Source organism: Streptomyces sp. NBC_00414, from assembly GCF_036038375.1.
Lineage (GTDB): Bacteria > Actinomycetota > Actinomycetes > Streptomycetales > Streptomycetaceae > Streptomyces.
In genome coordinates this window covers 2,390,021-2,413,184 of record NZ_CP107935.1, presented here as the reverse complement: position 1 = coordinate 2,413,184, position 23,164 = coordinate 2,390,021, and the positions used below count along the sequence as shown (strand labels likewise).

At 72.6% G+C, this 23,164-nt stretch carries 15 protein-coding genes; 10 read left to right on the top strand and 5 right to left on the bottom strand.

Annotated features, from left to right (window positions below):
* The first annotated feature begins 130 nt into the window (after nt 1–130).
* The 3 genes from OHS59_RS10325 to OHS59_RS10315 all read left to right on the top strand — a co-directional run bounded on the left by OHS59_RS10325 (nt 131) and on the right by OHS59_RS10315 (nt 6,981).
* Complete coding sequence (locus OHS59_RS10325) at nt 131–2,977, top strand: DEAD/DEAH box helicase (RefSeq protein ID WP_328493089.1); 2,847 nt, start codon at nt 131–133, stop codon at nt 2,975–2,977.
* Nucleotides 2,977–5,241, top strand: coding sequence for an SWIM zinc finger family protein (locus OHS59_RS10320; protein WP_328493088.1), 2,265 nt, complete (start codon nt 2,977–2,979; stop codon nt 5,239–5,241). The genes OHS59_RS10325 and OHS59_RS10320 overlap by 1 nt, the downstream gene beginning before the upstream one ends.
* Nucleotides 5,242–5,604: 363 nt before the next feature.
* The gene (locus tag OHS59_RS10315) at nt 5,605–6,981 is read left to right on the top strand and encodes a sulfite oxidase (RefSeq protein ID WP_328493087.1); all 1,377 of its coding nucleotides are present in this window, start codon (nt 5,605–5,607) and stop codon (nt 6,979–6,981) included.
* A 40-nt stretch (nt 6,982–7,021) separates the two neighbouring features.
* Here the strand turns inward: OHS59_RS10315 and OHS59_RS10310 are convergent, their stop codons facing one another.
* Nucleotides 7,022–7,750: a spermidine synthase gene (locus tag OHS59_RS10310; protein WP_328493086.1), complete on the bottom strand. Its 729-nt coding sequence runs from the start codon at nt 7,748–7,750 to the stop codon at nt 7,022–7,024.
* Between the two features lie 197 nt (nt 7,751–7,947).
* Nucleotides 7,948–9,633: a ribonuclease J gene (locus tag OHS59_RS10305; protein WP_328493085.1), complete on the bottom strand. Its 1,686-nt coding sequence runs from the start codon at nt 9,631–9,633 to the stop codon at nt 7,948–7,950.
* 421 nt (nt 9,634–10,054) lie between these two features.
* On the opposite strand from OHS59_RS10305, the gene pcaDC reads away from it, so the two are divergent.
* From pcaDC to OHS59_RS10290, 3 genes are all read left to right on the top strand, one after another.
* A complete protein-coding gene (gene pcaDC, locus OHS59_RS10300) occupies nt 10,055–11,353 on the top strand; it encodes a bifunctional 3-oxoadipate enol-lactonase/4-carboxymuconolactone decarboxylase PcaDC (RefSeq protein ID WP_328493084.1) in 1,299 nt (432 codons plus the stop codon).
* A gap of 61 nt (nt 11,354–11,414) precedes the next feature.
* A complete protein-coding gene (locus tag OHS59_RS10295; protein ID WP_328493083.1) occupies nt 11,415–12,050 on the top strand; it encodes an MBL fold metallo-hydrolase in 636 nt (211 codons plus the stop codon).
* A 75-nt stretch (nt 12,051–12,125) separates the two neighbouring features.
* Nucleotides 12,126–12,905: an exodeoxyribonuclease III gene (locus tag OHS59_RS10290; protein ID WP_328493082.1), complete on the top strand. Its 780-nt coding sequence runs from the start codon at nt 12,126–12,128 to the stop codon at nt 12,903–12,905.
* Between the two features lie 167 nt (nt 12,906–13,072).
* Here the strand turns inward: OHS59_RS10290 and OHS59_RS10285 are convergent, their stop codons facing one another.
* Entirely contained in the window at nt 13,073–14,866 is a 1,794-nt protein-coding gene (locus OHS59_RS10285) for an SGNH/GDSL hydrolase family protein (RefSeq protein ID WP_328493081.1), read from the bottom strand.
* A gap of 232 nt (nt 14,867–15,098) precedes the next feature.
* Here OHS59_RS10285 and OHS59_RS10280 point away from each other — a divergent pair, with 232 nt between their 5' ends.
* The gene (locus tag OHS59_RS10280) at nt 15,099–15,539 is read left to right on the top strand and encodes a DUF6278 family protein (RefSeq protein ID WP_328493080.1); all 441 of its coding nucleotides are present in this window, start codon (nt 15,099–15,101) and stop codon (nt 15,537–15,539) included.
* A gap of 127 nt (nt 15,540–15,666) precedes the next feature.
* Nucleotides 15,667–16,410, top strand: a complete 744-nt coding sequence (locus OHS59_RS10275; RefSeq protein ID WP_328493079.1) for an amino acid ABC transporter ATP-binding protein — start codon at nt 15,667–15,669, stop codon at nt 16,408–16,410.
* Nucleotides 16,411–16,746: 336 nt separating this feature from the next.
* Here the strand turns inward: OHS59_RS10275 and OHS59_RS10270 are convergent, their stop codons facing one another.
* Together OHS59_RS10270 and OHS59_RS10265 are read right to left on the bottom strand one after the other, a co-directional pair.
* Entirely contained in the window at nt 16,747–18,345 is a 1,599-nt protein-coding gene (locus OHS59_RS10270) for an alpha/beta fold hydrolase (RefSeq protein ID WP_328493078.1), read from the bottom strand.
* A gap of 158 nt (nt 18,346–18,503) precedes the next feature.
* Nucleotides 18,504–19,259: a hypothetical protein gene (locus OHS59_RS10265; RefSeq protein ID WP_328493077.1), complete on the bottom strand. Its 756-nt coding sequence runs from the start codon at nt 19,257–19,259 to the stop codon at nt 18,504–18,506.
* Nucleotides 19,260–19,363: 104 nt separating this feature from the next.
* Between OHS59_RS10265 and ggt the strand changes: the two genes are divergently transcribed.
* Both ggt and OHS59_RS10255 read left to right on the top strand, forming a co-directional pair.
* Nucleotides 19,364–21,175, top strand: coding sequence for a gamma-glutamyltransferase (gene ggt, locus OHS59_RS10260; protein ID WP_328493076.1), 1,812 nt, complete (start codon nt 19,364–19,366; stop codon nt 21,173–21,175).
* A 245-nt stretch (nt 21,176–21,420) separates the two neighbouring features.
* Nucleotides 21,421–23,040, top strand: coding sequence for a hypothetical protein (locus OHS59_RS10255; protein WP_328493075.1), 1,620 nt, complete (start codon nt 21,421–21,423; stop codon nt 23,038–23,040).
* The last annotated feature ends 124 nt before the right edge of the window (nt 23,041–23,164 follow it).

Genomic DNA, 23,164 nt, shown 5'->3' with positions numbered 1-23,164 from the left:
CCGCATTGTCAGACCCGGCCCGTAGAGTCGACGACGACTGATCAGCCGATTGATCAGCCGACCGGTCGGTCGTGATCGGGCGACCGGTCCGACGAGTGATCCGTCCGGGACGAGGGAGGTGGCCGGGAGCATGAGTGCGGGGGAGACGCGTGCCGATTCCGGCACCGACACCGGGCCCGAGGTGTCCGTGCGGCTGGCCGCCGTGTTCCTGCCCGCCGCGCTGCCCCGCAGCGGACGGTTCGCCTTCTGGGACCCGGACGGCGGGATCCCGGTCCCCGCGCCGGACACCGAGCTCACGGTCGTCCGGCCGCACGGCACGGGGGCCCGGCGGCAGTCGGTGCCCGCGCAGACCATGCCGGTCACCGAGGCACTGCCGCTGCTGGTCCGGGCCAGGCGTGACCCCGCCGCGCATCCCGCCACGGCCTGCTGGGGCGCCGCCGCCCTGCACGCGCTGCGGCTCGTGGCGCGCGGCCGGCTGCTGCCCGGACTGACGCCCGAAGGATTCGACGCGTGGCGTGCCGGTCCCCTGGACCCGGACGACATCGCTCACCTCCGAGCGGTCGCGGCGGCTCTCCCGTACGAGGGACACGCGGTCCCCCTGCCGGGCCGCGGCCCGCTCAGGCTGCCCGACCCGGAAGCGCTGACACGCGCCTTCCTGGACGCGGTCGCCGACGCCCTGCCCCGCACCCCGGCCGCTCCGTACGCCGCGGGGAAGCCCTTCGCGGCGGCCGGCGCCCAGCGGCTGCCGGGCGCCCAGGACTGGGCGGCGGAGGTCGCAGCCGGCATGGACGCCGGGGTCCGGATCTCCCTGCGGCTGGACCTGTCCGCCTACGAGCTCTTCGACGACAGCGAGGACACCCGGCGGGCGGGCGCGGCCGTCGTTCAGGTCCACAGCCTCGCCGACCCCACCCTTGTCGTCGACGCGGCGGGCCTGTGGGCCGGTACCGCGGACGCCACGTTCGGCCCGCGCGCCCGGGTCGACGCTGCCCTGGCCGTGCGCCGCGCGGCCCGCGTCTGGCCGCCCCTGGACCGGCTGTCCGCGCAGGACGTGCCGGACGTACTGGCACTGTCCGAGGACGAGCTGACGGACCTGCTCGGGGTCGCGGCGACCCGCCTCGGCGCGGCAGGCGTCGCCGTGCACTGGCCGCGCGACCTCGCCCAGGACCTGAGTGCCGCCGCGGTCGTGCGCCCCGCGCCGGGCTCGGCCACGGACGGCACGGGCTTCTTCGAGAGCGAGGAACTGCTCCAGTTCCGCTGGCAGCTCGCGCTGGGCGGCGACCCGCTCAGCGAGGCGGAGATGGACGCCCTCGCCGAGGCACACCGACCCGTCGTCCGCCTGCGGGACCAGTGGGTGCTCGTCGACCCGGCCCTGGTCCGCAAGGCCCGCAAACGGGAACTGGGTCTGCTCGACCCGGTCGACGCCCTCTCCGCAGCGCTCAGCGGCACCGTGGACGTCGACGGGGAGAGCGTCGAAGCGGTGCCCGTCGGAGCGCTCGCCGCGCTGCGCGACCGCCTCACGGCCGGACTGCGGCCCGCCGAACCGCCCCCCGGCCTCAAGGCGACCCTCCGCGACTACCAGCTGCGTGGGCTTGCCTGGCTCGACCTCATGACCTCGCTCGGTCTCGGCGGCTGCCTCGCCGACGACATGGGCCTCGGCAAGACCGTCACCCTCATCGCCCTTCATCTGAAGCGGGCGCGCACCGAGCCGACCCTCGTGATCTGCCCCGCCTCGCTGCTGGGCAACTGGCAGCGGGAGATCGAGCGGTTCGCCCCAGGCGTGCCCGTGCGCCGCTTCCACGGCCCCGACCGCTCCCTGGCGGACATGGACGGCGGCTTCGTCCTGACCACCTACGGCACGATGCGCTCGACGGCGGCGCTGCTCGGCCGGCAGACCTGGGGCATGGTCGTCGCGGACGAGGCCCAGCACGTGAAGAACCCGTACTCGGCGACGGCCAAGGCCCTGCGGACGATCTCCGCACCGGCCAGGGTCGCCCTGAGCGGCACACCGGTGGAGAACAACCTCTCCGAGCTGTGGGCGCTGCTCGACTGGACGACCCCGGGTCTCCTCGGCCCGCTGAAATCCTTCCGCGCCCGGCACGCGCGCGCCGTGGAGAACGGCGAGGACGAGGAGGCCGTGGCCCGCCTCGCCCGGCTGATCCGGCCCTTCCTCCTCCGGCGCAAGAAGTCCGACCCGGGCATCGTCCCCGAACTCCCTCCCAAGACGGAGACGGACCACCCGGTCCCCCTCAGCCGCGAACAGGCCTCCCTGTACGAGGCCGTGGTCCGCGAGTCGATGCTCGCCATCGAGACCACGCAGGGCATCGCCAGACGGGGCCTCGTCCTCAAGCTCCTCACCGCGCTCAAGCAGATCTGCGACCACCCGGCGCTGTACCTGAAGGAGGAACCGGACGGACTCCCCAGCGGCTCGGGCACGGCTCGCCAGGCAGCCCGTTCCGGCAAACTGGCCCTGCTCGACGAGCTGTTGGACACGCTCCTCGCCGAGGACGGCTCGGCGCTCGTCTTCACCCAGTACGTGGGGATGGCCCGGCTCATCACGAACCACCTCACGGCGCGCGCGGTCCCCGTCGAGCTGCTCCACGGCGGCACGCCGGTGCCGGAGCGCGAACACATGGTGGACCGCTTCCAGAGCGGAGCGACGCCGATCCTGATCCTGTCCCTGAAGGCCGCCGGTACCGGCCTCAACCTCACGCGCGCGGGGCATGTCATCCACTTCGACCGCTGGTGGAACCCGGCCGTCGAGGAACAGGCCACCGACCGCGCCTACCGCATCGGCCAGACCCAGCCCGTGCAGGTGCACCGCCTCATCACCGAGGGCACCGTCGAGGACCGCATCGCCGACATGCTCGCCTCCAAGCGGGCCCTGGCGGACGCGATCCTCGGCTCCGGCGAGGCGTCCCTGACGGAACTGACCGACCGCGACCTGTCCGACCTGGTCTCGCTCCGGAGGTCCACGTGATGTCTCCGACGGATCAGCCGGACCGGCCGGACCAGCCGGATGCGGTGGACGACGCGGTGGAGGAACTCCCCCAGACCGGTGAGGAGCGGCCCGCCGACGCCGCCCGGCGTGCGCTGCGGGCGGCTCGGCGCGGTGATGCCGCCGCCGTCCCGGGTGCCGAACCGGCGGAGCCGCACTCCGACGCGCCGGACGCGCCCCCTGCGGCCACCGGCGTACAGGGGCGGGGAGCCACCGGAGGGACCACGGCGGCCGGGCCCCGGCCGGGCGACATCGCGCGCGAGGCACTGCGGCGCGCTGCCGCCGACAAGCCCGCCGCGCAGAACCCGGGTCCGGCCTCCGACGCGACGGTGACGGTCACGCCCGATGAGGCCCCCGCCTCGACGGTGGCGGGCCGGCCCGACGAGGATTCCGAGCCGCCCGCGGGCGACCGGCCCGACGCTCCTTCAGGAACCGCCCGCCCCGGCGACGTGGCCCGGGAGGCCCTGCGGGCTGCCCGGGTCCAGGCGGAGCGGGAGCGAACCGCCGCTCAGGCCAAGGGAGCCGGGGCAGCCCGGAAGCGGCGCGGGGGCGCCGAGGCCACCCGCGGCACTTGTCCCGCCGCGCCGAGCCGCGAGGCGGCGGCCCAGGTCCGGGAACTGGCCGAGCTGCTGGGCAACACCCTCGACCTGTCGTCCCGGCTGGAGAGGGAGGAGCGGGCGGACGAGCCCGACCCTGAGCCGAGCACCACGCGCCCGGCGGCGCCCACGGACGCCGACACGGGCACGGGCACGAGTACGGGCACAGGGGCGGGTCGGGGCGCGGACACCGACACCGGCGCCGACGCGAACACCGAGGTCTCCGCCACAGCCGACGCCGGGCTCCTCGACGCGCAGGCCTCTCACGCCGAGCCCGCTCCCTACGCGGCTCCTGACCCCTACGCGGCCCCCGACAGCGCCCCCACCCTCCGCAGCGCCCCCGCCCCCGCCCCCGCACAGCGCAGCGTCCCGGTGTCCGGGCGGTCCATGGCCGCCCCGGCGAGGGACGGTGAGTTGCGGCGTACGTTCCCGGCGTTGGCGGCGCGGGCGCCGGGCGAGGGCGGGTTCGCCGAGACATGGTGGGGCAACGCGTGGGTGGCCGCGCTGGAGGAGATGGCGCTCGACGCGGCACGGCTCGGGCGGGGGAAGTCGTACGCGGGGGAGGGGCACGTCGACGCCATCACCGTCACCCCGGGGCTCGTGCTCGCCTACGTGCACGGGAGCCGTCCGCGGCCGTACCGGGTCCAGATCCGGATGCGTACGCTCTCGGACGAGGACTGGGAGCGTTTCCTGGACGCCGCCGCCGAACGCCCGGCGCACATCGCCGCGTTGCTCGACAAGGACCTGCCCCAGGCGCTCGCCGACAGCGGGGTCGAGCTGCTTCCAGGCGCCGGCGACCTCGTCCCGCGCTGCAGCTGCCCCGACTCCGGCCACCCCTGCAAGCACGCGGCCGCCCTCTGCTACCAGACGGCGCGGCTGCTGGACGAGGACCCGTTCGTGCTCCTCCTGTTGCGCGGCCGGGGCGAGCGCGAACTGCTGGACGAGCTGTCCCGGCGCAACGCCACGCTGGCCGCCCGTTCGGCCCGTGCCGCCGAGGAACCGGAACTTCCCGGTGTCCCGGCCCGCGAGGCCGTCGAGCGCCGCGTGCTGCCGCCCCTGCCTGCCCCGCAGCCGCCGCCCGCGCATCCGGAGCAGCCTCCGGCATACCCGGCGTCGCCCGGCGGCCCCGACCCGTTCGCGCTGGACCAGCTGGCCACCGACGCGGCGGCCCGCGCGCACGTCCTGCTCACCACGGGCCGCGACCCGCTCGCCGGGCTGACGCTCTGGGAGGACGCCGTCCGGATCGCCGCCACCCGCCCGGGTTCCGGCCTCACCGCCACCACCCGCGCCCTCTACGCGTCCCTGGCCACCGCCGCGCGCCGCACCCCGGGGGACCTGGCCCGCGCGGTCGCCGCGTGGCGGCAGGGCGGACTCGAAGGGCTCGCCGTCCTCGAAGAGGCCTGGGATCCTCCGGCGGGCCGTTTCGACCGGGCCCGCCCTCTGCTCCTCGCGGCCGACTTCCCCGCCTTCCGGCCCTGGCACAACCACCTCACCCACCCGCACGGCCACATACAGCTCCGCCTGGGCCATGACGGCCTCTGGTACGCGTACGAGTCGGAACCGGGCCACGACGACTGGTGGCCCCGGGGCACCCCCGACCTCGATCCGGTCGGCGCCCTCACCGGCCTGGGCTCACCGACCGACTTCTGAGCGCGGGCCCGGACCGGCCCGGTCGGATCCGACTACCCGGATTCACCCGCGAGCCGGCGCGTCGCCTCGTACCATGGCGTCCATGATCTCCAGCCTGTGCCGCCCTGCTCCGCGGTTCCACGTGCGTATGTCGCACGGCTGTTGTTGATCCTCACCGAGCCCGTGGCCGGACAGCGTTGACCGCCGGCGGACGTCCGCCGAGGCCGTAAGCGCGTTCCCGGCCGCACCACCCCGGCTCCCCCGGCCCAGGCACTGCCAGGCCTGCCCGAAGGTCCGGCGAGCTCTGCCGTACCCGCGGGCCCGCCCCCGTCCCGCCTCCTCCACACGCATGCCCGTGAACCTCCGAAAGGCAGGAGCCCACCCATGCCCCGTACCGAATCGCACGCCGAGCCGCCCACCGAATCGCTTGGCGAATCCCCTACCGGCACCCGTTCCGACGAAGCCGTCTACGACCGTCGCAGACTCCGTCAGTGGCTCGCGGGTGAGGCCCGGGCCGACGGCATCGAGCGGCGCGACATGCTCCGTCTGCTCGCCGCCGCCGGACTGGCCACCACAGCCACCGCGGCCACCGCCGGCTTCGCCGCACCCGCCCTGGCCGCTCCCGGCACCGGCACCGGAACCCCCGGAAGCACCGGCGGCGCCTCGGCCGCCGCGGTTCCCGGGATCGTCAAGCCCCTGCCCGAAGCCTGGTTCACGTCCCGGGGCACCAACGCGGAGACCAAGTTCGAGGCGTTGGCGGGCACCGGCCACCACACCCCCACGGACCGTTTCTTCGTCCGGAACCACACCTCCACCCCCGTCCTGGACGCGAGCACCTGGAGCCTGACCGTCTGGGGTGACGGCCTCAGCGGGGGCCGCGCCGCCGAGTTCACGCTCGACGAGCTGAAGCGCCTGCCCGCCACCACCCGCAGCGCGTTCGTCGAGTGCGCGGGCAACGGCCGCAGCTTCTTCACGACACAGCAGGGCCAGACCGTGTCCGGCACGGCGTGGACGCTGGGCGCGGTCGGCGTGGCCCGCTGGCGCGGCGTACGGCTCGGCGAGGTGCTGCGCCGCGCCGGACTGAGCCGGGGCGCCGTGGACGTCCTGCCGCGCGGCCTGGACCCCGACTACGTGACGGCGGACGGCACGAACCTCGGCCGGGTCCGCCGCCCGCTTCCCCTGTCGAAGGCCCTGGACGACGTGCTGCTCGCGTACGAGATGAACGGCGAGCCCCTCCCGCCGGACCACGGCGGCCCCGTACGGGTCCTCGTGCCGTCCTGGATCGGTATCGCGTCGATCAAGTGGGTCGGTGACATAGAGGTCTCCGCCCAGCCGCTGTACTCCCCGTGGAACACCGACTTCTACCGGCTGTTCGGCGACGCCTACCCGGCGGGAGGCAGCGCCCCGCTCACCCGGCAGACCCTCAAGAGCGCCTTCGAACTCCCGTGGAACGCGAGCCTGGACGCCGCGGCCGACCACCGTCTCACCGGCCGCTCCTGGTCGGGCGCGGGCGGTGTCGCGCGGGTGGACGTGAGCACCGACGGCGGCGCGAGCTGGCGGCGCGCCCGCCTCCACGACGCCCCGCGCCGCGCCGACTGGGTCCGCTGGTCCGCCGACTGGCGTCCGGCCGGCCCGGGCGCGTACACCCTCCTGGCCCGTGCGACGGACACGACGGGCCGCACCCAGCCGGAGACCACCGTCCACAACACCCAGGGCTACCTCTTCGACGCGGTCGTCCGGCACCCGGTCCAGGCCGTCTGACCTGCCCCGCCGCCCGTGACCCGTGACCCGTGACCCGTGCCTAGCGCGGGTCCGGTTCCGTCCTGGCCACGTAGACGGTGTTGGTCGAGGTGCCGCCCTGCAGAGGGTTGTCGAAGTCGACGACGTGGGCCGCCGACCGGGGGAAGACCTCTGTGAGCACGGAGGTGAACTCCTTGTCCGGCGGGTCGTTCGACCACAGCGCGAAGACGCCGTCGGGGTGGAGGTGTTCGGCGAGAGCGCGGAGCCCGGCGGGCTGGTAGAGCGCGGCGTGGCGGGGGTGGAGCACATGGCGCGGCGAGTGGTCGACGTCCAGCAGGATGCCGTGGAAGCGACGGCCCGGCTGCGCCGGATCCAGCCCGCCCGGGTCGGCGGCCAGCGCGAAGAAGTCGCCCTGGACCAGACGGCAGCGGGCGTCCGAGGCCAGCCCGGCGCCGAGAGGGACCAGGCCCCGCTGATGCCAGTCGATGACTTCGGCGAGCGTTTCGATCACGGCCAGCGAACGCACCCGGGGGTCGTCCAGCACAGCCTGCGCGGTGTAGCCGAGGCCCAGCCCGCCGACGACGATGTCCAGTTCGGTGCCCGGCAGTTCAGCCAGTCCGAGTTCCGCGAGCGCGATCTCGCCGGCCGTGAAGAGGCTGGACATCAGGAACTCGTCGCCGAGCTTCACCTCGTACACCTCGGTGCCCGATGCCGGGTCGCGTCGGCGCCGCAGGCTGATGTCGCCCATCGCTGTCGGACGCCAGTCGATCTCCTCGAACCGCGCGCTCATTCGTCTGCCTTTCTGCCGCACCGACGGTGCCCGATGCCGATGCCCGATGCCCGATGTCGATGCTCGAAGTCGATGCCCAGAACCTGATGCCCGAAGGCGGCGCCCGCGTCCGGCCCTCGGTGAAGGGGCGGACGCGGGCGCGGAACCGCCCCCTGCCGGCCGGGCGGAGCACGGCAGAAGGGGCGGCGGACCGACGGTCAGGCGTCGATGATGACGGGAATGATGAGGGGCCTGCGGCGGTGGGTCCGGAAGGCCCAGTTCGCCACGGCGCGGGCGATGAGCTGTTCCAGCTGGTGGGGGTCGCCGACGCCTTCCTTGGCCGCGGTCGCCAAGGTCTTCTCGATGACGGGAATGACCGGCTCGAAGGTGGTGTCGTCGTGGACGAACCCGCGGGCCAGGAAGTCGGGCGTCTCGGCGAGGGCGCCCGTGTCGGCGTCGACGATCGCCACGACGGTGACCACGCCTTCCTCCGCGAGGGTGACACGGTCCTTCAGCGATGCCTCGGTGGCGCCGCCGACCTCCATGCCGTCCACGTAGACGTTGCCCGCGGGCACCTTGCCGGTGATCCTCGCGCGCCCGTCGACGAGGTCGACGACGACGCCGTCCTCGGCGATGACCACGTGGTCGGGGTCGACCCCCGTACGGATGGCCAGGTCGGCGTTGGCCCGCAGGTGGCGCCATTCGCCGTGCACGGGCATGACATTGCGGGGCTTGACGATGTTGTAGCAGTACACGAGTTCACCGGCGCTGGCGTGCCCGGAGACGTGCACCTTGGCGTTGCCCTTGTGGACGACATGGGCGCCCCACCGGGTCAGCCCGTTGATCACCCGGTAGATGGCGTTCTCGTTGCCGGGGATCAGGGAGCTGGCGAGCAGGACGGTGTCGCCCTTGCCGACGCGGATCACATGGTCGCGGTTGGCCATCCGGGACAGCGCCGCCATCGGCTCGCCCTGGGATCCGGTGCACACCAGAGTGATCTTGTGGTCCGCAAGCTTCTCCAGCTCCTTGGTGCTCACCACCAGACCGCTGGGAACCTTCAGGTAGCCGAGGTCGCGGGCGATGCCCATGTTGCGGACCATCGAGCGGCCCACGAAGGCGACCTTGCGGCCGTGCTGGTGCGCGGCGTCCAGGACCTGCTGGATGCGGTGCACATGGCTGGCGAAGCTGGAGACGATCACCCGGCGCGGGGCGGTGCGCATCACCTGCTCGATCGCCGGGTTCAGGTCGCGCTCGGAGGTGGTGAAGCCGGGGACCTCGGCGTTGGTGGAGTCGGTGAGGAAGAGATCGACACCTTCCTCGCCGAGGCGGGCGAAGGCGCGCAGGTCGGTGATCCGGTCGTCCAGCGGGAACTGGTCCATCTTGAAGTCGCCCGTGTGGAGCACCATCCCGGCCCCGGTGCGGATCGCGACCGCGAGGCCGTCCGGGATGGAGTGGTTGACCGCCACGAACTCGCAGTCGAAGGGGCCGAAGCCGCGCCGGTCGCCCTCACGTACCCGCACCGTGCGTGGCCGGATCCCGTGCTCCTTGAGCTTGGCCTCCAGGAACGCCAGGGTCAGCTTCGAGCCCACGACGGGGATGTCGGAGCGCTCGCGCAGCAGGTACGGCACGCCGCCGATGTGGTCCTCGTGGCCGTGGGTGAGCACCACGGCCACGATGTCGTCCAGGCGGTCACGGATCGAGGTGAAGTCCGGCAGGATCACGTCCACGCCGGGCTGGGTCTCCTCGGGGAACAGCACCCCGCAGTCGACGATGAGCAGCTTTCCGGCATGCTCGAAGACGGTCATGTTGCGGCCGATCTCACCCAGACCGCCCAGGGCGACGACCCTCAGCCCTCCTTCGGGCAAGGGAGGGGCGGCTTTCAGTTCGGGATGTGGATGGCTCATATTCTGACGTTACCGGAGAGTCCGCCGAGGTGATCCACCGGCCGACCGGCCGCCGGGTCGGCCACCGCGTCGGCCACCCGCCCGGCCGGACCGACGGGGGCTGCCGAGACGGTCGGCCGGGTGGAGCGACGTACCGGCTCCTGGACCCCCGAGAGCCCCGAGGGCGCCCGAAGTCCCCGAAGCTTCTCAGGGCGCGTCTGTACGATGCACGCGCAGCGCGCCTCACGGTCCTGGCCGACGACGTCGTGCCGGACCGCTTCCTTGCCGGGTGGGCCGGACACACCGTTGTGGCCGCCACCGTGCGGTGGTATGTGAAGCCCTGTGCGGAGGATCTTCGCGAGGCTCCCACAACGTGGGACGGCCTGCGTGGGGATCCGACCCAAGTACGTGAGAAATCGTGAGATGTGGGAGCGTGAGGCGGGTGAGCGACGTAAAGACCAACACCCTTCAATACCGCTTTGACGGGCCGGAAGACGCACCTGTCCTGATCTTGGGTCCCTCACTGGGCACCACCTGGCACATGTGGGACCGGCAGGTTCCGGAGCTGGCCAAGCAGTGGCGGATCTTCCGCTTCGACCTGCCGGGTCACGGCGGCGCGCCCGCGCACCCGACCGGTTCGGTCACCGAGCTCGCCGAACGGCTGCTCGCCACCCTCGACGGGCTCGGCGTCCAGCGGTTCGGCTACGCGGGCTGCGCGCTCGGCGGTGCCGTGGGCGCCGAACTGGCGCTGCGCCGCCCGGAGCGCCTCGCCTCGCTCACGCTGATCGCGGCCTCCCCGCGGTTCGGCACGGCCGACGAGTTCCGGCAGCGCGGCGTGATCGTCCGGTCGAACGGGCTGGACCCCATCGCGCGCTCGTCCCCCGAGCGCTGGTTCACGACCGGGTTCGCCGCGGCGCAGCCCGCGATCACCGAGTGGGCCGTGCAGATGGTGCGCACCACGGATCCGGGCTGCTACATCGCCGCCTGCGAGGCGCTCGCCGCCTTCGACATCCGCGCCGACCTCGGCCGGATCGGGGTGCCGACGCTCGTCCTGGTCGGCTCGGACGACCAGGTCACCGGACCCGCCGAGGCCCGCACCCTGGTCGCCGGAATACCGGACGCCCGCCTCGCGGTCGTGCCCGGCGCCTCCCACCTGGTCCCCGTGGAGCAGCCGGCGGCGGTCACCGACCTCCTCGTACGGCACTTCTCCACCGCCTGGCAGCAGCCGGCCTACGACTCGTCCACCGGGCAGATGTCGGTCGTGGTCCCGCAGGCGAGCCCGGTGCTCTCCGTGCCGCAGCAGGCGGCACCCGTCGCCGAGATCGCCCCCGCCCCGCAGCCCGAGGCGCTGACGGGCAGATCCGACCCCTACGACGCGGGCATCAAGGTCCGCCGCGAGGTGCTCGGGGACGCCCATGTGGACCGGGCGCTGGCGCAGGCCGACGAGTTCTCCGGGGACTTCCAGGAGTTCATCACCCGCTACGCGTGGGGCGAGATCTGGGACCGGCCGGGCCTCGACCGGCGCTCGCGCAGCTGTGTCACGCTCACCGCCCTGGTAGCGGGCGGCCACCTCGACGAGCTGGCCTTCCACACCCGGGCCGCCCTGCGCAACGGACTCACCCCGGTCGAGATCAAGGAAGTACTGCTCCAGGCGGCCGTCTACTGCGGCGTACCGGCCGCGAACAGCGCCTTCAAGGTGGCCCAGCGGGTGATCCGAGAGGAGACCACTCCGCAGGAGTGAGCGGCGGGAAAGGGCCCCCTCGGGTGAGCCCGCGCCGACGGGCGGAGGCAGGATGGAAAGCATGAAGTTCACGAAGAAGTCGCATGCCTGCGTCCGCCTGGAGAAGGACGGCCGCGTACTCGTCATCGATCCCGGTGTCTTCAGCGAGGAGGACGCCGCGGTGGGCGCGGACGCGGTCCTCGTCACGCACGAGCACCCCGACCACTTCAGCGAAGGACACCTGCGGGCCGGTCTGGAGGCCAACCCGCAGGCGGAGATCTGGACGCTGAAGTCCGTCGCCGACCAGCTCTCGGCCGCGTTCCCGGGCCGGGTGCACACCGTCGGCCACGGCGACACGTTCACCGTCGCGGGCTTCGACGTACAGGTCCACGGCGAGCTGCACGCCGTGATCCACCCGGACATCCCGCGCATCACGAACGTCGGCTACCTCGTCGACGGCGGGCGCATCTTCCACCCGGGCGACGCCCTCACGCTCCCCGACCACCCGGTCGAGACGCTGCTGCTCCCCGTCCAGGCCCCGTGGAGCAAGATCTCCGAGGTCATCGACTACGTCCGCGAGGTCAAGCCGCAGCGCGCGTACGACATCCACGACGCCCTGCTCACGGACCTCGCCCGCCCCGCCTACGACCGCCAGATCGGCACGCTGGGCGGTTCCGAGCACCTTCGGCTGGCGCCGGGCGAGACCGCCGACCTCTGAGCGGCGGGCCACTGAGCGGCTGACCTCTGAGCGGCCGGCCGCTGAGTGTCAGTGCCGCCCGGTAGGTTGTGAAGCATGCGTATCGCCACCTGGAACGTGAACTCGATCACCGCTCGTCTCCCGCGGCTGCTGGCCTGGCTGGAGAGCAGCGGCACGGACGTGCTGTGCATCCAGGAGACGAAGACCACCGCGGAGCAGTTCCCGACCGAGGAGCTCCGCGAGCTGGGCTACGAGTCGGCGGTGAACGCGACGGGCCGGTGGAACGGCGTGGCGGTGGTGTCCCGGGTGGGCCTGGAGGACGTCGTGCGGGGCCTGCCCGGCGATCCCGGCTACGAGGGCACCGAGGAGCCCCGAGCGGTCTCCGCGACCTGCGGCCCGCTCCGCGTCTGGTCGGTCTACGTGCCGAACGGCCGCGAGGTGGACCACCCGCACTACGCGTACAAGCTGCAGTGGTTCGAGGCACTGAAGGCGGCTGTCGCCGGCGACGCGGGAGGCAGCCGCCCGTTCGCGGTGATGGGCGACTACAACGTGGCGCCGACGGACGAGGACGTCTTCGACCGGGCCGTCTTCGAGGGTTCCACCCACGTCACGGCCCCCGAGCGCGCCGCCCTCGCCGCCCTGCGCGAGACCGGCCTCTCGGACGTGGTCCCGCGCCCCCTCAAGTACGACCACCCGTTCACGTACTGGGACTACCGCCAGCTCGGCTTCCCCAAGAACCGCGGCATGCGCATCGACCTCGTCTACGGCAACGCCCCCTTCGCGAAGGCGGTGACCGACGCCTACGTGGACCGAGAGGAACGAAAGGGCAAGGGCGCCTCGGACCACGCCCCGGTGGTAGTGGACCTGGACGTCTAGGGCCGGCGCCCCCCAGGGGGTGCGAGGAACCGCGCGCCCAGCCAGGTCCGGGCGCGTACCCGACACACAACCCCGCACGACCCCGCCCAGGGGCGCGGGGAACCGCGCGCCCAGCCACGTCCGGCCCGCCCCGACACACAACCCGACCTGCCCCAGTGCCGCCCCGCCTACAACAACCCCAGATCCACGGACTCGGCCAGCGCGGCGAGCCCCGCATCGCCAGGATGCAGATGATCCCCACTGTCATGAGCGGGAAGCATCCGAGCGGGCCGCCCCGGATCCCGCAACACCGCGTCGAAGTCGAGCACCCCGTCGAATCCCGCGTCGGCCGAGCCGGACCGGATCCACCGGTTCACGAGCCCACGCTGCGCGTCGACCGCGGCGGTGCACCGCGCCTCCCCCTCGCAGGGCGCGATCGTCGCGGCCAGAACCCGCAGCCCACGCCCACGCGCCCGCTCGGCGACCTCCCGCAGCCCGTCGACGACCTGCTCCGCACTCGCACCCCAGCGGACGTCGTTGACCCCCTGGAAGACGACGACGGTACGAGCCGACGTCTGCGCGAGGACATCCCGGTCCAGCCGGTGCAACGCGCTCACCCCACCCGTGTCGGTGGACACACCGTCACCGGCGTACCGGTCCGTGACCACACGATTCGCCGAGATCCCCTGGTTGAGCACCCCATGGCGTGGCACCACATCCTGATCCCGGAGCCGGTCGGCCAGCAGATCGGGCCAGCGCCGGTTCGCGTCCCGCGTCGACTTCTCGCCGTCGGTGATCGAGTCCCCGAGCACCACGACGGACCCGGGCCCGTCACCACCCCGTCCACCCCGCTCGGTCCCCACGTCGACACCGGTCAGCAGCGGCCAGTTGAGGATCGTCGAGGTGTACGCGTCCGGGGCGGCGTCCGCCGCGTGGTCGCCGGGCTCGCTGACGTACGACTGCTGGACGGCCAGGCTGTGCACGGGCGCCGCCGTCACCGTTCCCGGCAGGTGGAGGCTCACGAGGAGATTGCTGTCCGCGGGCACGTCGAAGCCCAGCGGATCACTGAACGCCTGTGTCCCCGCCGGGATCTGGGTGTCCTCGGAGCCCCGGAAGGACAGCGGCACGGGAGCGCCGCGCGGGCTCGCCCCGGACGCCTGCACCGCCACCGTCGCGCCGCCGATCCGTACGGGCGTGGCCGCGAACGTGTTGTCGAGCCGGATCCGTACCCGCGGCCCGCCCACCGAGGTGTGCACCACCAGGCGCAGCGTCCGGTCCGTCCACGGCCCGACGGCCGTGTAGCCGGAGGTCGACGCGGCCCAACTCCCCGTCCAGCCACGGCTCTCGGCGCGTACCGACAGGGCGAACACATGCAGGTCGGCGTTGCGCGGCAGCTCCACGGAGGCCACCGAGCGCCCTCGGGCGAGCGGCACGGTCACCACGTACAGCCGTGCCTTCTCGGCGAGTTGACCGCCGGGTGTGTTGATGTGGGGGAGCGCCACGGCCTTGGTGGCGAGCGGGCCGCCGCGCCAGTCCGACGCGCTCAGCCGGTACGAGGAGCGGGAGCCGTCGAGGTAGCGCACGAGGCCCGTGCCGCTCTCCTCGCCGCCGCCCGTGCCCGCCACCAGGAAGGCGAGCGCGTCCCCCTGGCCGCGTACGCGTACGGACTGACCGTCGGCGCGTACGTTGTCGGGCTCGCCCGGTGCCCGGCGGGGCCAGGTCAGCCCGGCGCCCTGGACCGTCAGCGAGCGTCCCGGTGTCCAGCCGGCGGCGGTCAGGTCCTGCGCCGACAGGGAACCGCCCGAGCCGTCGAAATCGGCCTCGGCGGGCCGGTCGTCGTCGCTGACAGCCGTGTTGTCGAAGAGCCGCTCCAGGGACAGCGGCCGCACCCTGCTCTCCGGCGCGGCCGTCGCCGGAACCGTCACCGCCGCCGTCGACAGCAGAGTCAGAGCAACGGCGGTACCCCACACACGTCGGCGCACACCGACTCCTCCCACTCACGGACTCACGGACCACATACGGACGGACCACGTACGGACGGTCCACCGACGTGTCCCGGACGGCTCACTGACGAGGCGACAGATGCACCGTGAAGCTAAGGAGACGAGAGGGTCTCGTCAATGAGGCAGGTGCGAACTGAGTGCGAACTCCCTGGGAACAGGCGTTCCGCGCGCCCTGTGGTGCGCCGGGCGATACGGATGAAAGGCTGGGTGTATGAACATCCCTTTCCTGGGCAACTGGCGCAAGAAGCGGGGCCCCGCGAGGGGAGTCGCGGTCTTCTCCGACAGCGAGAGCGACCACGAGGGGGTGGCCGAACTGCTCTCCGAATGCGAACTGCTTCGTTCCCAGGCCTATCAGGCGGGGATCGAACTGGACGACTCCGCCGCCTCGTTGGAGGCGCTCGACCAACTGCTGCCGCGCTGGCGCGACGACGAGGAGAGCCTGCCCTGGCTCGGCAACGACGCCGGCCTCTACCTCGGCACGGTCATCGTGCGCACCGTGCCCGGCGCCCTCTGGGAGGTGTGGCCCAACGGCCGGCCGGTGGTGCGGCTGGTGTCGGGCCGGGAGATCGATGTGGTCGTATCAGGTCATGAGTGGGCGGCCAGCGGAGTTCCCGAACTCTCGCAGCTGTACGCCGAGGTTGCGGAAACGTGAAGCCCTGGCCTGCACCGGCGGCGTAAATACGGCTAATGCCCGAAAAGTGCGTGTCGTGTATTAACTCCACTCTTGTCTGGATAGTTTGCCGCAATCGCGACACTGCTGAGAGTGGGTAGGGCTGAGCATGGCCGTCGATCCGTTGATCGAGCTGCGGGACGTCAACAAGTACTTCGGGGAGCTGCATGTCCTGTGCGACATCAACCTCACCGTCGGCAAGGGGGAGGTGGTCGTGGTCATCGGCCCTTCGGGGTCGGGCAAATCGACCCTCTGCAGGGCGATCAACCGCCTGGAGCCCATCGGCTCGGGTGAGATCAGGCTGGACGGACAGCTGCTGGCGGAGGAGGGCAAGGAACTCGCGAAACTCCGCGCCGAGGTCGGGATGGTCTTCCAGTCCTTCAACCTCTTCGCGCACAAGACCGTCCTGCAGAACGTCTCACTGGGCCAGATGAAGGTGCGAGGCCGCAAGAAGGCCCAGGCCGACAAGCGCTCGCTCGAACTCCTCGACCGGGTGGGACTCGCCTCGCAGGCCCCGAAGTACCCGGCGCAGCTCTCCGGCGGCCAGCAGCAGCGCGTGGCCATCGCCCGCGCCCTCGCCATGGACCCCAAGGTGCTCCTCTTCGACGAGCCGACCTCGGCACTCGACCCGGAGATGATCAACGAGGTTCTGGAGGTCATGCAGCGGCTCGCGCGCGACGGCATGACGATGGTCGTCGTCACCCATGAGATGGGGTTCGCGCGCTCGGCGGCCAATCGGGTCGTCTTCATGGACGAAGGCCGCATCGTCGAGGACCGAACCCCCGAGGAGTTCTTCACCGACCCACGCAGCGACCGCGCAAAGGACTTTCTCTCCAAGATCCTCACACACTGAGCGGGGGAGCGTGATCATGATCCGTACGGCATGTGTACGCCCTGAACCGGCGGCGTCCGGCGTTTTCGTCATGCCCGCCTCCCGCGCCCCCCACGCCTCCCACGGATCCCGTGGCGGGGCCCAACTCGCCGTCCGCACCCCCGAGTCGGCGCCGTGCCCCGGCGCCGGTGAGGGATTTCGCCAGGCCGGGGGACGGGCCGTGCCCGGTCTCGACTACGCTTTGTCGTTCATCCCCGCGGTGACAGAGGCTGTCGAAGGCGCCTCGGCCGACCCAGGGACGCTGCTGCCGGGCACGCGGTAGCGAGGGGCAATGGCCCGTCCGGCGGCAGCCGGGGATCACTGCTCACGCAGCGGGACCGACACGTACGACGGGTCGGCCGCGGCTGAGGAGAAGGTCAGCTGCGCGCCGGTCGGGTTGTGCTCGATGTAGAGCGGGTCCACCGTGTCCACGACCAGGGCGAGACGATGCCCTGCCGGAACGTCGTAGGCCGTGGAGAACAGCTCCAGGTCGACGCCGAACGGCTTGCCGGGCGTCTGCCCGTGGAAGGTGAAGGGCGCGTTGCTGACCAGCTTGCCGAGGCCGAGCGGGCCCACGTCGTACAGGTACGCGACGAGGGTGCCGCTCTCCTTGGTACCGCTCAGCGTGGTGTGCAGCCTCGCCGTCCCGCGCACCCGCCGGGCGCTCGCGTACCTCTCCGACTGCCAGACGGCGGCGTACCGGCGCGGCAGCAGCGGGATCGACGCCACCGGAGGTGTCCGGGTCAGCTGGTCGAGGACGCTGGAGAGGAGGACGATCCCGCCGTTCGCGCCCGAGTCGACGTTCGCGCGGATCGTGGTGGAGCCGGCGAGGGCGATCATCTTGCGTGTCGCGCCGACCGACTTCCAGTCCGGATAACCCTCGTAACCGCCCGCGGAACGGGACGTGAGCTGTACGGGCGACTCGCGGTCGATGCCGTTGTCCTCGCCCTTGAGATAGCGGTCGAACCAGCGCCGGGTGTCCGTCCACACGTCGTTGGGCAGCCCGAACAGGCCGGTCAGCTCGGCGGTGGCGTGGTCGCCGGGCCGGTACTCCATCCTCCTGGGACCGGTCAGCCGCTCGTAGAAGTCGACGTACTGGTTCGGCGGGAAGATCGTGTCGCCCCAGGTGTTGGCGAGCAGGATCGCCGCGCCGTTCTCGTTGATTTGGTCGACGTAGGTCGCGGGGGAACGTTTCTTCCCCCAGGCGACCAGCTCCGGTTCCTTGGCGAGGTCCGCGGCGAAGAAGTCCTCGAAGGTCTGCCGGACCTCGGCGCCGGGGCGGCCCGTGAGCCGGCCGACGCCGTCCAGCAGGGCGACCGCCTGGGTGTGCTGGGTGCGGCCCGAGTAGATCGATTCGGTGAGGTCGGCCCAGCCGCTGAGCGACGCGACGGCCTTGACGCGCTTGTCGTGCGCGGCGGCGAGCAGACTGATGCCGGCTCCGTAGGAGACGCCCGCCATGCCGATGTGCCGGGGGTCGGACGGGGTGTGGCCGAGAGCCCAGTCGATCACCTTCGAGGCGTCGGCCACGTCGGGCGGGCCCGCCACCTCCACCTCCCCGCCGGACTGCCAGAAGCCACGGACGTTGTACGTGACCACGACGTAGCCGGAGTCGGCGAGCTTCTCGGCCTGGACGAGATACTCGGCCTGCGGGAAGCCCCAGCTCGTGGGCAGCACGACGAGGGGGTACGCGCGGGAGCCGGCGTCGGAGCCGGCGCCCGCGGGCGTGACGACGTTGGCCTTGAGGACCGTGCCGCCGTCCCCGGGGATGTCGACGAGACGGAGACCGGCCCGCGCCGCGCCCTGAACACCCTGAACACCCTGTGCGGCCGGGGCGAGCCCAAGGGCCGTGCCGGCGATCAGCGTCGCCGAGACGGCGCCCGCGGCGGTCGTGCGCAGGGCCTTGCGGGCGTGTCCCACGGGCCACTCCTACTCGTGTGAGCGTGAAAGTGACCCGACGGTAACCGCAGCCGCTCACCGTAAGTAACCCGTCGGTAAGTTACGTGCCAGTAACGATCGTTGAAAGGCGCAGGAAGACGGCGGGGGGCTGGAGGTCAGGAGGTCGGGGGGCGAGGTGGCTAGGAGGCGCGATGGGTGGTCCGGGTGGCCGCCTCGGGCAGCGGGGTCTGGGCGGCACGGGTCACGTCGGCGACCAGCTCGACCACGTCCGGCCCGTACGCCTGGGAGTTCACGACCTTCAGGAGCAGGGCGAAGGAGCTGTCACCGTGCTTGCGGTACAGCCGCTCGTGGTTGCGGGCCAGATAGCGGGTCGCCGCCTGGTTGGTGATGGCGCGCTGGCCGCAGAAGAGGAACACGGGCCTGCTCGGGCCCTGCTGTGCGGCGGTGAGCCGCGCGAGCAGTACGTACTCGGCCTGTCCTGGCTGCATGCGGTGGCGGTCGGTGCCTATCTGGAACGCGAGGCGGTCCGGACCCGGTTCCGGATCGACGTTCACGCGCACACCCGGCAGCATGGCCTGCATATGGGCGGCCATGCGGCGGTTGGACCCGGGGCCGCCGACGCAGAACTCGGTACGTTCGCCGAAGCCCTGCCGGGCCGCGTCCTGGGTGATCACGTCGGCGTGCGCGTTGCAGTCCTTGATCAGCGCGGCCAGCTCCAGGAGCGCGAACACGTCGTAGCGGTGCACGGCCAGATCGGGGCTGCCCGCGTCGCGGTTGACCACGAGCAGGGACTCGGAGTGGTCGGGCAGCCCGAAGAAGGCCTGCTTGCGGCGGAGCTTCCGCTTCCACAGGTAGGTCCGGGCGATCCAGCCCAGCGAGGCGCTGAGGCCCGCCGCGATCACCCCCAGGACGATATTGCGCACGTCGTCAGTCATGGGCGCGCATGCTAGCGGTCGCACGTATCGGTGTTCGAGAGGCACCTGACGCGACCATGCCCAGGCGGTTACGCTGCGCGGACGGTCGTTGACTGGAGGTACGGATGAGGCGCTCGGTCGCGCGGAGACTTGCTGTGCTGGCGGTGTCGGCCGCTGTGGTGTCGGTGGGGGCGGCGCCGCCCTCCTCGGGGGCCGCCGGGGGAGGCTCGGGCCCGGCGGAGAAGACGCCGGTCGCCGTCGGGTACGGCGGGGCCGTCGCGAGCGTCGACGCGGACGCTTCGGCCGCCGGTGTGGAGATCCTCCGCAAGGGCGGCAACGCGGTGGACGCGGCCGTCGCCACGGCGGCGGCCCTCGGCGTCACCGAGCCGTACTCGTCGGGCATCGGCGGAGGCGGCTACTTCGTCTACTACGACGCCAAGTCCCGTACGGTGCACACCATCGACGGACGCGAGACGGCGCCGCTGACGGCCGACTCGGGGCTCTTCCTGGAGAACGGCCAGCCGATCCCGTTCGCCGACGCGGTGACCAGCGGCCTCGGAGTGGGCACGCCCGGCACACCCGCCACCTGGCAGACGGCGCTGGACAGTTGGGGCAGCAAGGGGCTCGGATCGCTGCTGAGGCCCGCGGAGCGGCTCGCGCGGGACGGATTCACCGTCGACGACACGTTCCGCTCGCAGACCGCGTCCAACGAGGCGCGGTTCAGGAACTTCCCCGACACGGTCGGGCTGTTCCTGCCCGGCGGCGCGCTGCCGGTGGTCGGCTCGACGATCAGGAATCCCGATCTGGCGCGTACGTACGAGGAGTTGGGCCGCAAGGGAGTGGGTGCCCTGTACCGGGGTGAGCTGGCCCGGGACATCGTCGACACGGTCAACGAGCCGCCGGTGGACCCCGCTTCGGGATACAACGCCCGTCCTGGCGACCTGTCGCTGAAGGACCTGGCGAAGTACCGCGCGAAGCGGCAGGCGCCCACGAAGACCTCGTACCGCGGTCTGGGTGTCTACTCCATCGCGCCCTCCTCCTCCGGTGGGACGACGGTCGGCGAGGCGCTCAACATCCTTGAGAACACCGACCTTTCGAAGGCCTCGGACGTCCAGTACCTGCACCGCTACATCGAGGCGAGCCGGATCGCGTTCGCGGACCGGGGGCGCTGGGTGGGCGACCCCGCCTTCGAGGACGTACCGACGAAGGGACTGCTCTCGCAGCGGTTCGCCGACTCGCGCGAGTGCCTGATCAAGGACGACGCGGTGCTCACGAGCCCGCTGGCGCCGGGCGACCCGCGCGACCCGGCGGCGTGCGCGACCGGCGGGAAGGCCGCGCCGACGACGTACGAGGGTGAGAACACGACCCATCTGACGGCGGCCGACAAGTGGGGCAACGTCGTCGCGTACACGCTCACCATCGAGCAGACCGGCGGCAGCGGGATCACCGTCCCGGGCCGGGGATTCCTCCTCAACAACGAGCTGACGGACTTCTCCTTCGCCCCGGCGAGCCCGGCCGTGCACGACCCGAACCTGCCCGGGCCCGGCAAGCGTCCGCGCTCCTCGATCTCGCCGACGATCGTGCTCGACCGCCACGCGAAGCCGGTGGTGGCGCTGGGCTCGCCCGGTGGCGCGACCATCGTCACGACGGTGCTCCAGACGCTCACGGGCTTCCTCGACCGGGGGCTCCCGCTCGTCGACGCGATCGCGGCGCCGCGGGCCAGTCAGCGCAACCAGACGACGACCGAGCTCGAACCGGGCCTGTGGAACAGTCCGCTGAGGACCCAGTTGGAGGGCATCGGGCACGGGTTCCGGCAGAACCCGGAGATCGGTGCGGCGACGGGTGTTCAGCGGCTGCCTGACGGCAAGTGGCTGGCCGCCGCGGAGACCGTGCGCCGGGGTGGCGGGTCGGCGATGGTGGTGCGGCCTGCGCGGTAGCCGTGGCCTTGGCCGTAGGTGGTCGCATGCGGGTGCGCCGTTCCCCGCGCCCCTTCGGGGGCTGGTGCCGCCGGGCCGGGCGATGTACCGGCGGGGGTTGCCGGTATCGGGGTGGCTCTCACTTAACGTTCCGGGGTGGTAACCGCACTCTGCGTCCAGGCCGAAAACTCGTCGTAGCGCTTCCGTAACACGAATGGTGTTTTCTACCGGATCGGAGTACTCCGGTCCGGCGTGGGGTGAACGCAATGACAGTGGAACAACTCCCAGGCCAAGTACGGGAGTTCGCGCAGTACCTCAACGGCCTGCTGTCCCGGCTCGATCAGGGCGGCGGCTGGTGCGGCGTGTTCTGGCAGCGCGACCCCGACGGGATGCGGGCCTGCCTGGACGGCTGGGAGGTGCCGCCCTGGGACGTCGTGCAGGCCATCCTCCAGGACCTGGGTGCCGAGTACGGCGAGCGGGCCGCGGCCCAGGAGACCGAGCGGGCCCGGGCGTTGCATGCCGCCTCGCTCGCCGCGTACGACGCGCGGCCCGGCGGTCGTGACGCTCTCGGTGACCGGCTCGACGTCATGCTGCGCGAACAGCGCTACGCCGCCGAACGGCTCTCGGAGCTGGCGCGGTCGCTCCCCGCGGCCGGCACCCAGGAGGAGGCCGACTCCGTCCGCCTCGATCTGGCCTGGGCCCGTGACGACCACGACCGCGCGACGGCCCGCTGCGCCGAAATCCGTTCCCGCATCGACGAGTTGGACCGGTGGACGGTGGGCGGACACGCCCAGGAGTCCCCGGTGGCGCCGCCCACCGGCGACGGTGGGGGCGGGGGCCGTGACCCCGCCCGCGCGGCCGCGCCGCGCGTGGGTGCGCAGCGTCCGGCGCCGGACGAGGACGACTGGCCGGACCTCTGGCGCGACGCGTCCGCGGACCGGGCCGCACGGCAGGACGCGGCGCGGGCCTCCGCCTCCGGCAACGGCCCGACCCCCGACACCGGCTCCGCCCCGCACGCCACCACGCCCGTGCACGCCGCCCCGGGAGCCGAGCCGGTATCTCCCGAAGCGGCCGGGCACCCCGAGCCTCCCGCGTCCCCCGCGCCCAGACAGCGCTCCAAGCGCCGCATCCGGGGCGGTGCCCGGGGCGGCGCCCGCTTCGCCGGTATGGCGGACACCAGTGCCGGGACGGACGCGGGCACGGCATGGGGCGAGGCCGTCCCCGTACCCCCCGTCGCCGTGCCCGAGCCGGCACCCGTGGCGCCGCCCGCGCAGCGCACCCCGCGGGGAGCCCGGTTCGCGGGGGGTGTCGAGGAGAGCGGGCAGTCGTCGGCACCGCGGCGCGAGCCGCTGGACGACGGGGCGCGGCGGACCACCGTCGAGACCGTCGCGAAGCTCGTCCGGCTGCGGGCCGAGGGCCACACCGGCGAGGCGCACGCCGTGCTGGTCGAGGCCGCGCACTGGCCCGCGGCCCGCTTTCCGCTGCTCGCCGCCGAACTCCACCGCGCCGGACTCGACGCCGACTGGGCCTCCCTCCTCTGGGAGGCGGTCTCGCTGCCCGCCGACCGGCTGGTCGCCGCGGCCGACGCGCTGGTGGCGGCCGGACGTACGGCGGACGGCCGGCAGATGCTGCGCCAGGGCGTCGTACGGCCCGCCCCGGAGATAGGCGAGGCCGTCCTGGCCCTGGTCGAGGAGGGCCGCCACCGCGAGGTCCGCGCCCTCCTGGACGCGTACGTCAGCATCCGCACCCCCGAAGAAGCCGTCCGCAGCATCGACGCCGACCCGCAGTTCCTGGCCCCGCTGCTCCTGGAGTCGGCCCGCAACGTCTCGGAACAGCGCTACTGGGACCTGATCCACGCCCTGCGGGTGGCGGGCTACACGGCGTGAGGCGGGGCGGGCCGCACGGCTCTCGACGAGGCCCGGACAGGGGAACACGCGAGCCCCCTCGACTCGGTCCCGCTCACCCACAGGGGTGTGAAACATGATCGACTCCGCCGGTTAACGACGATGG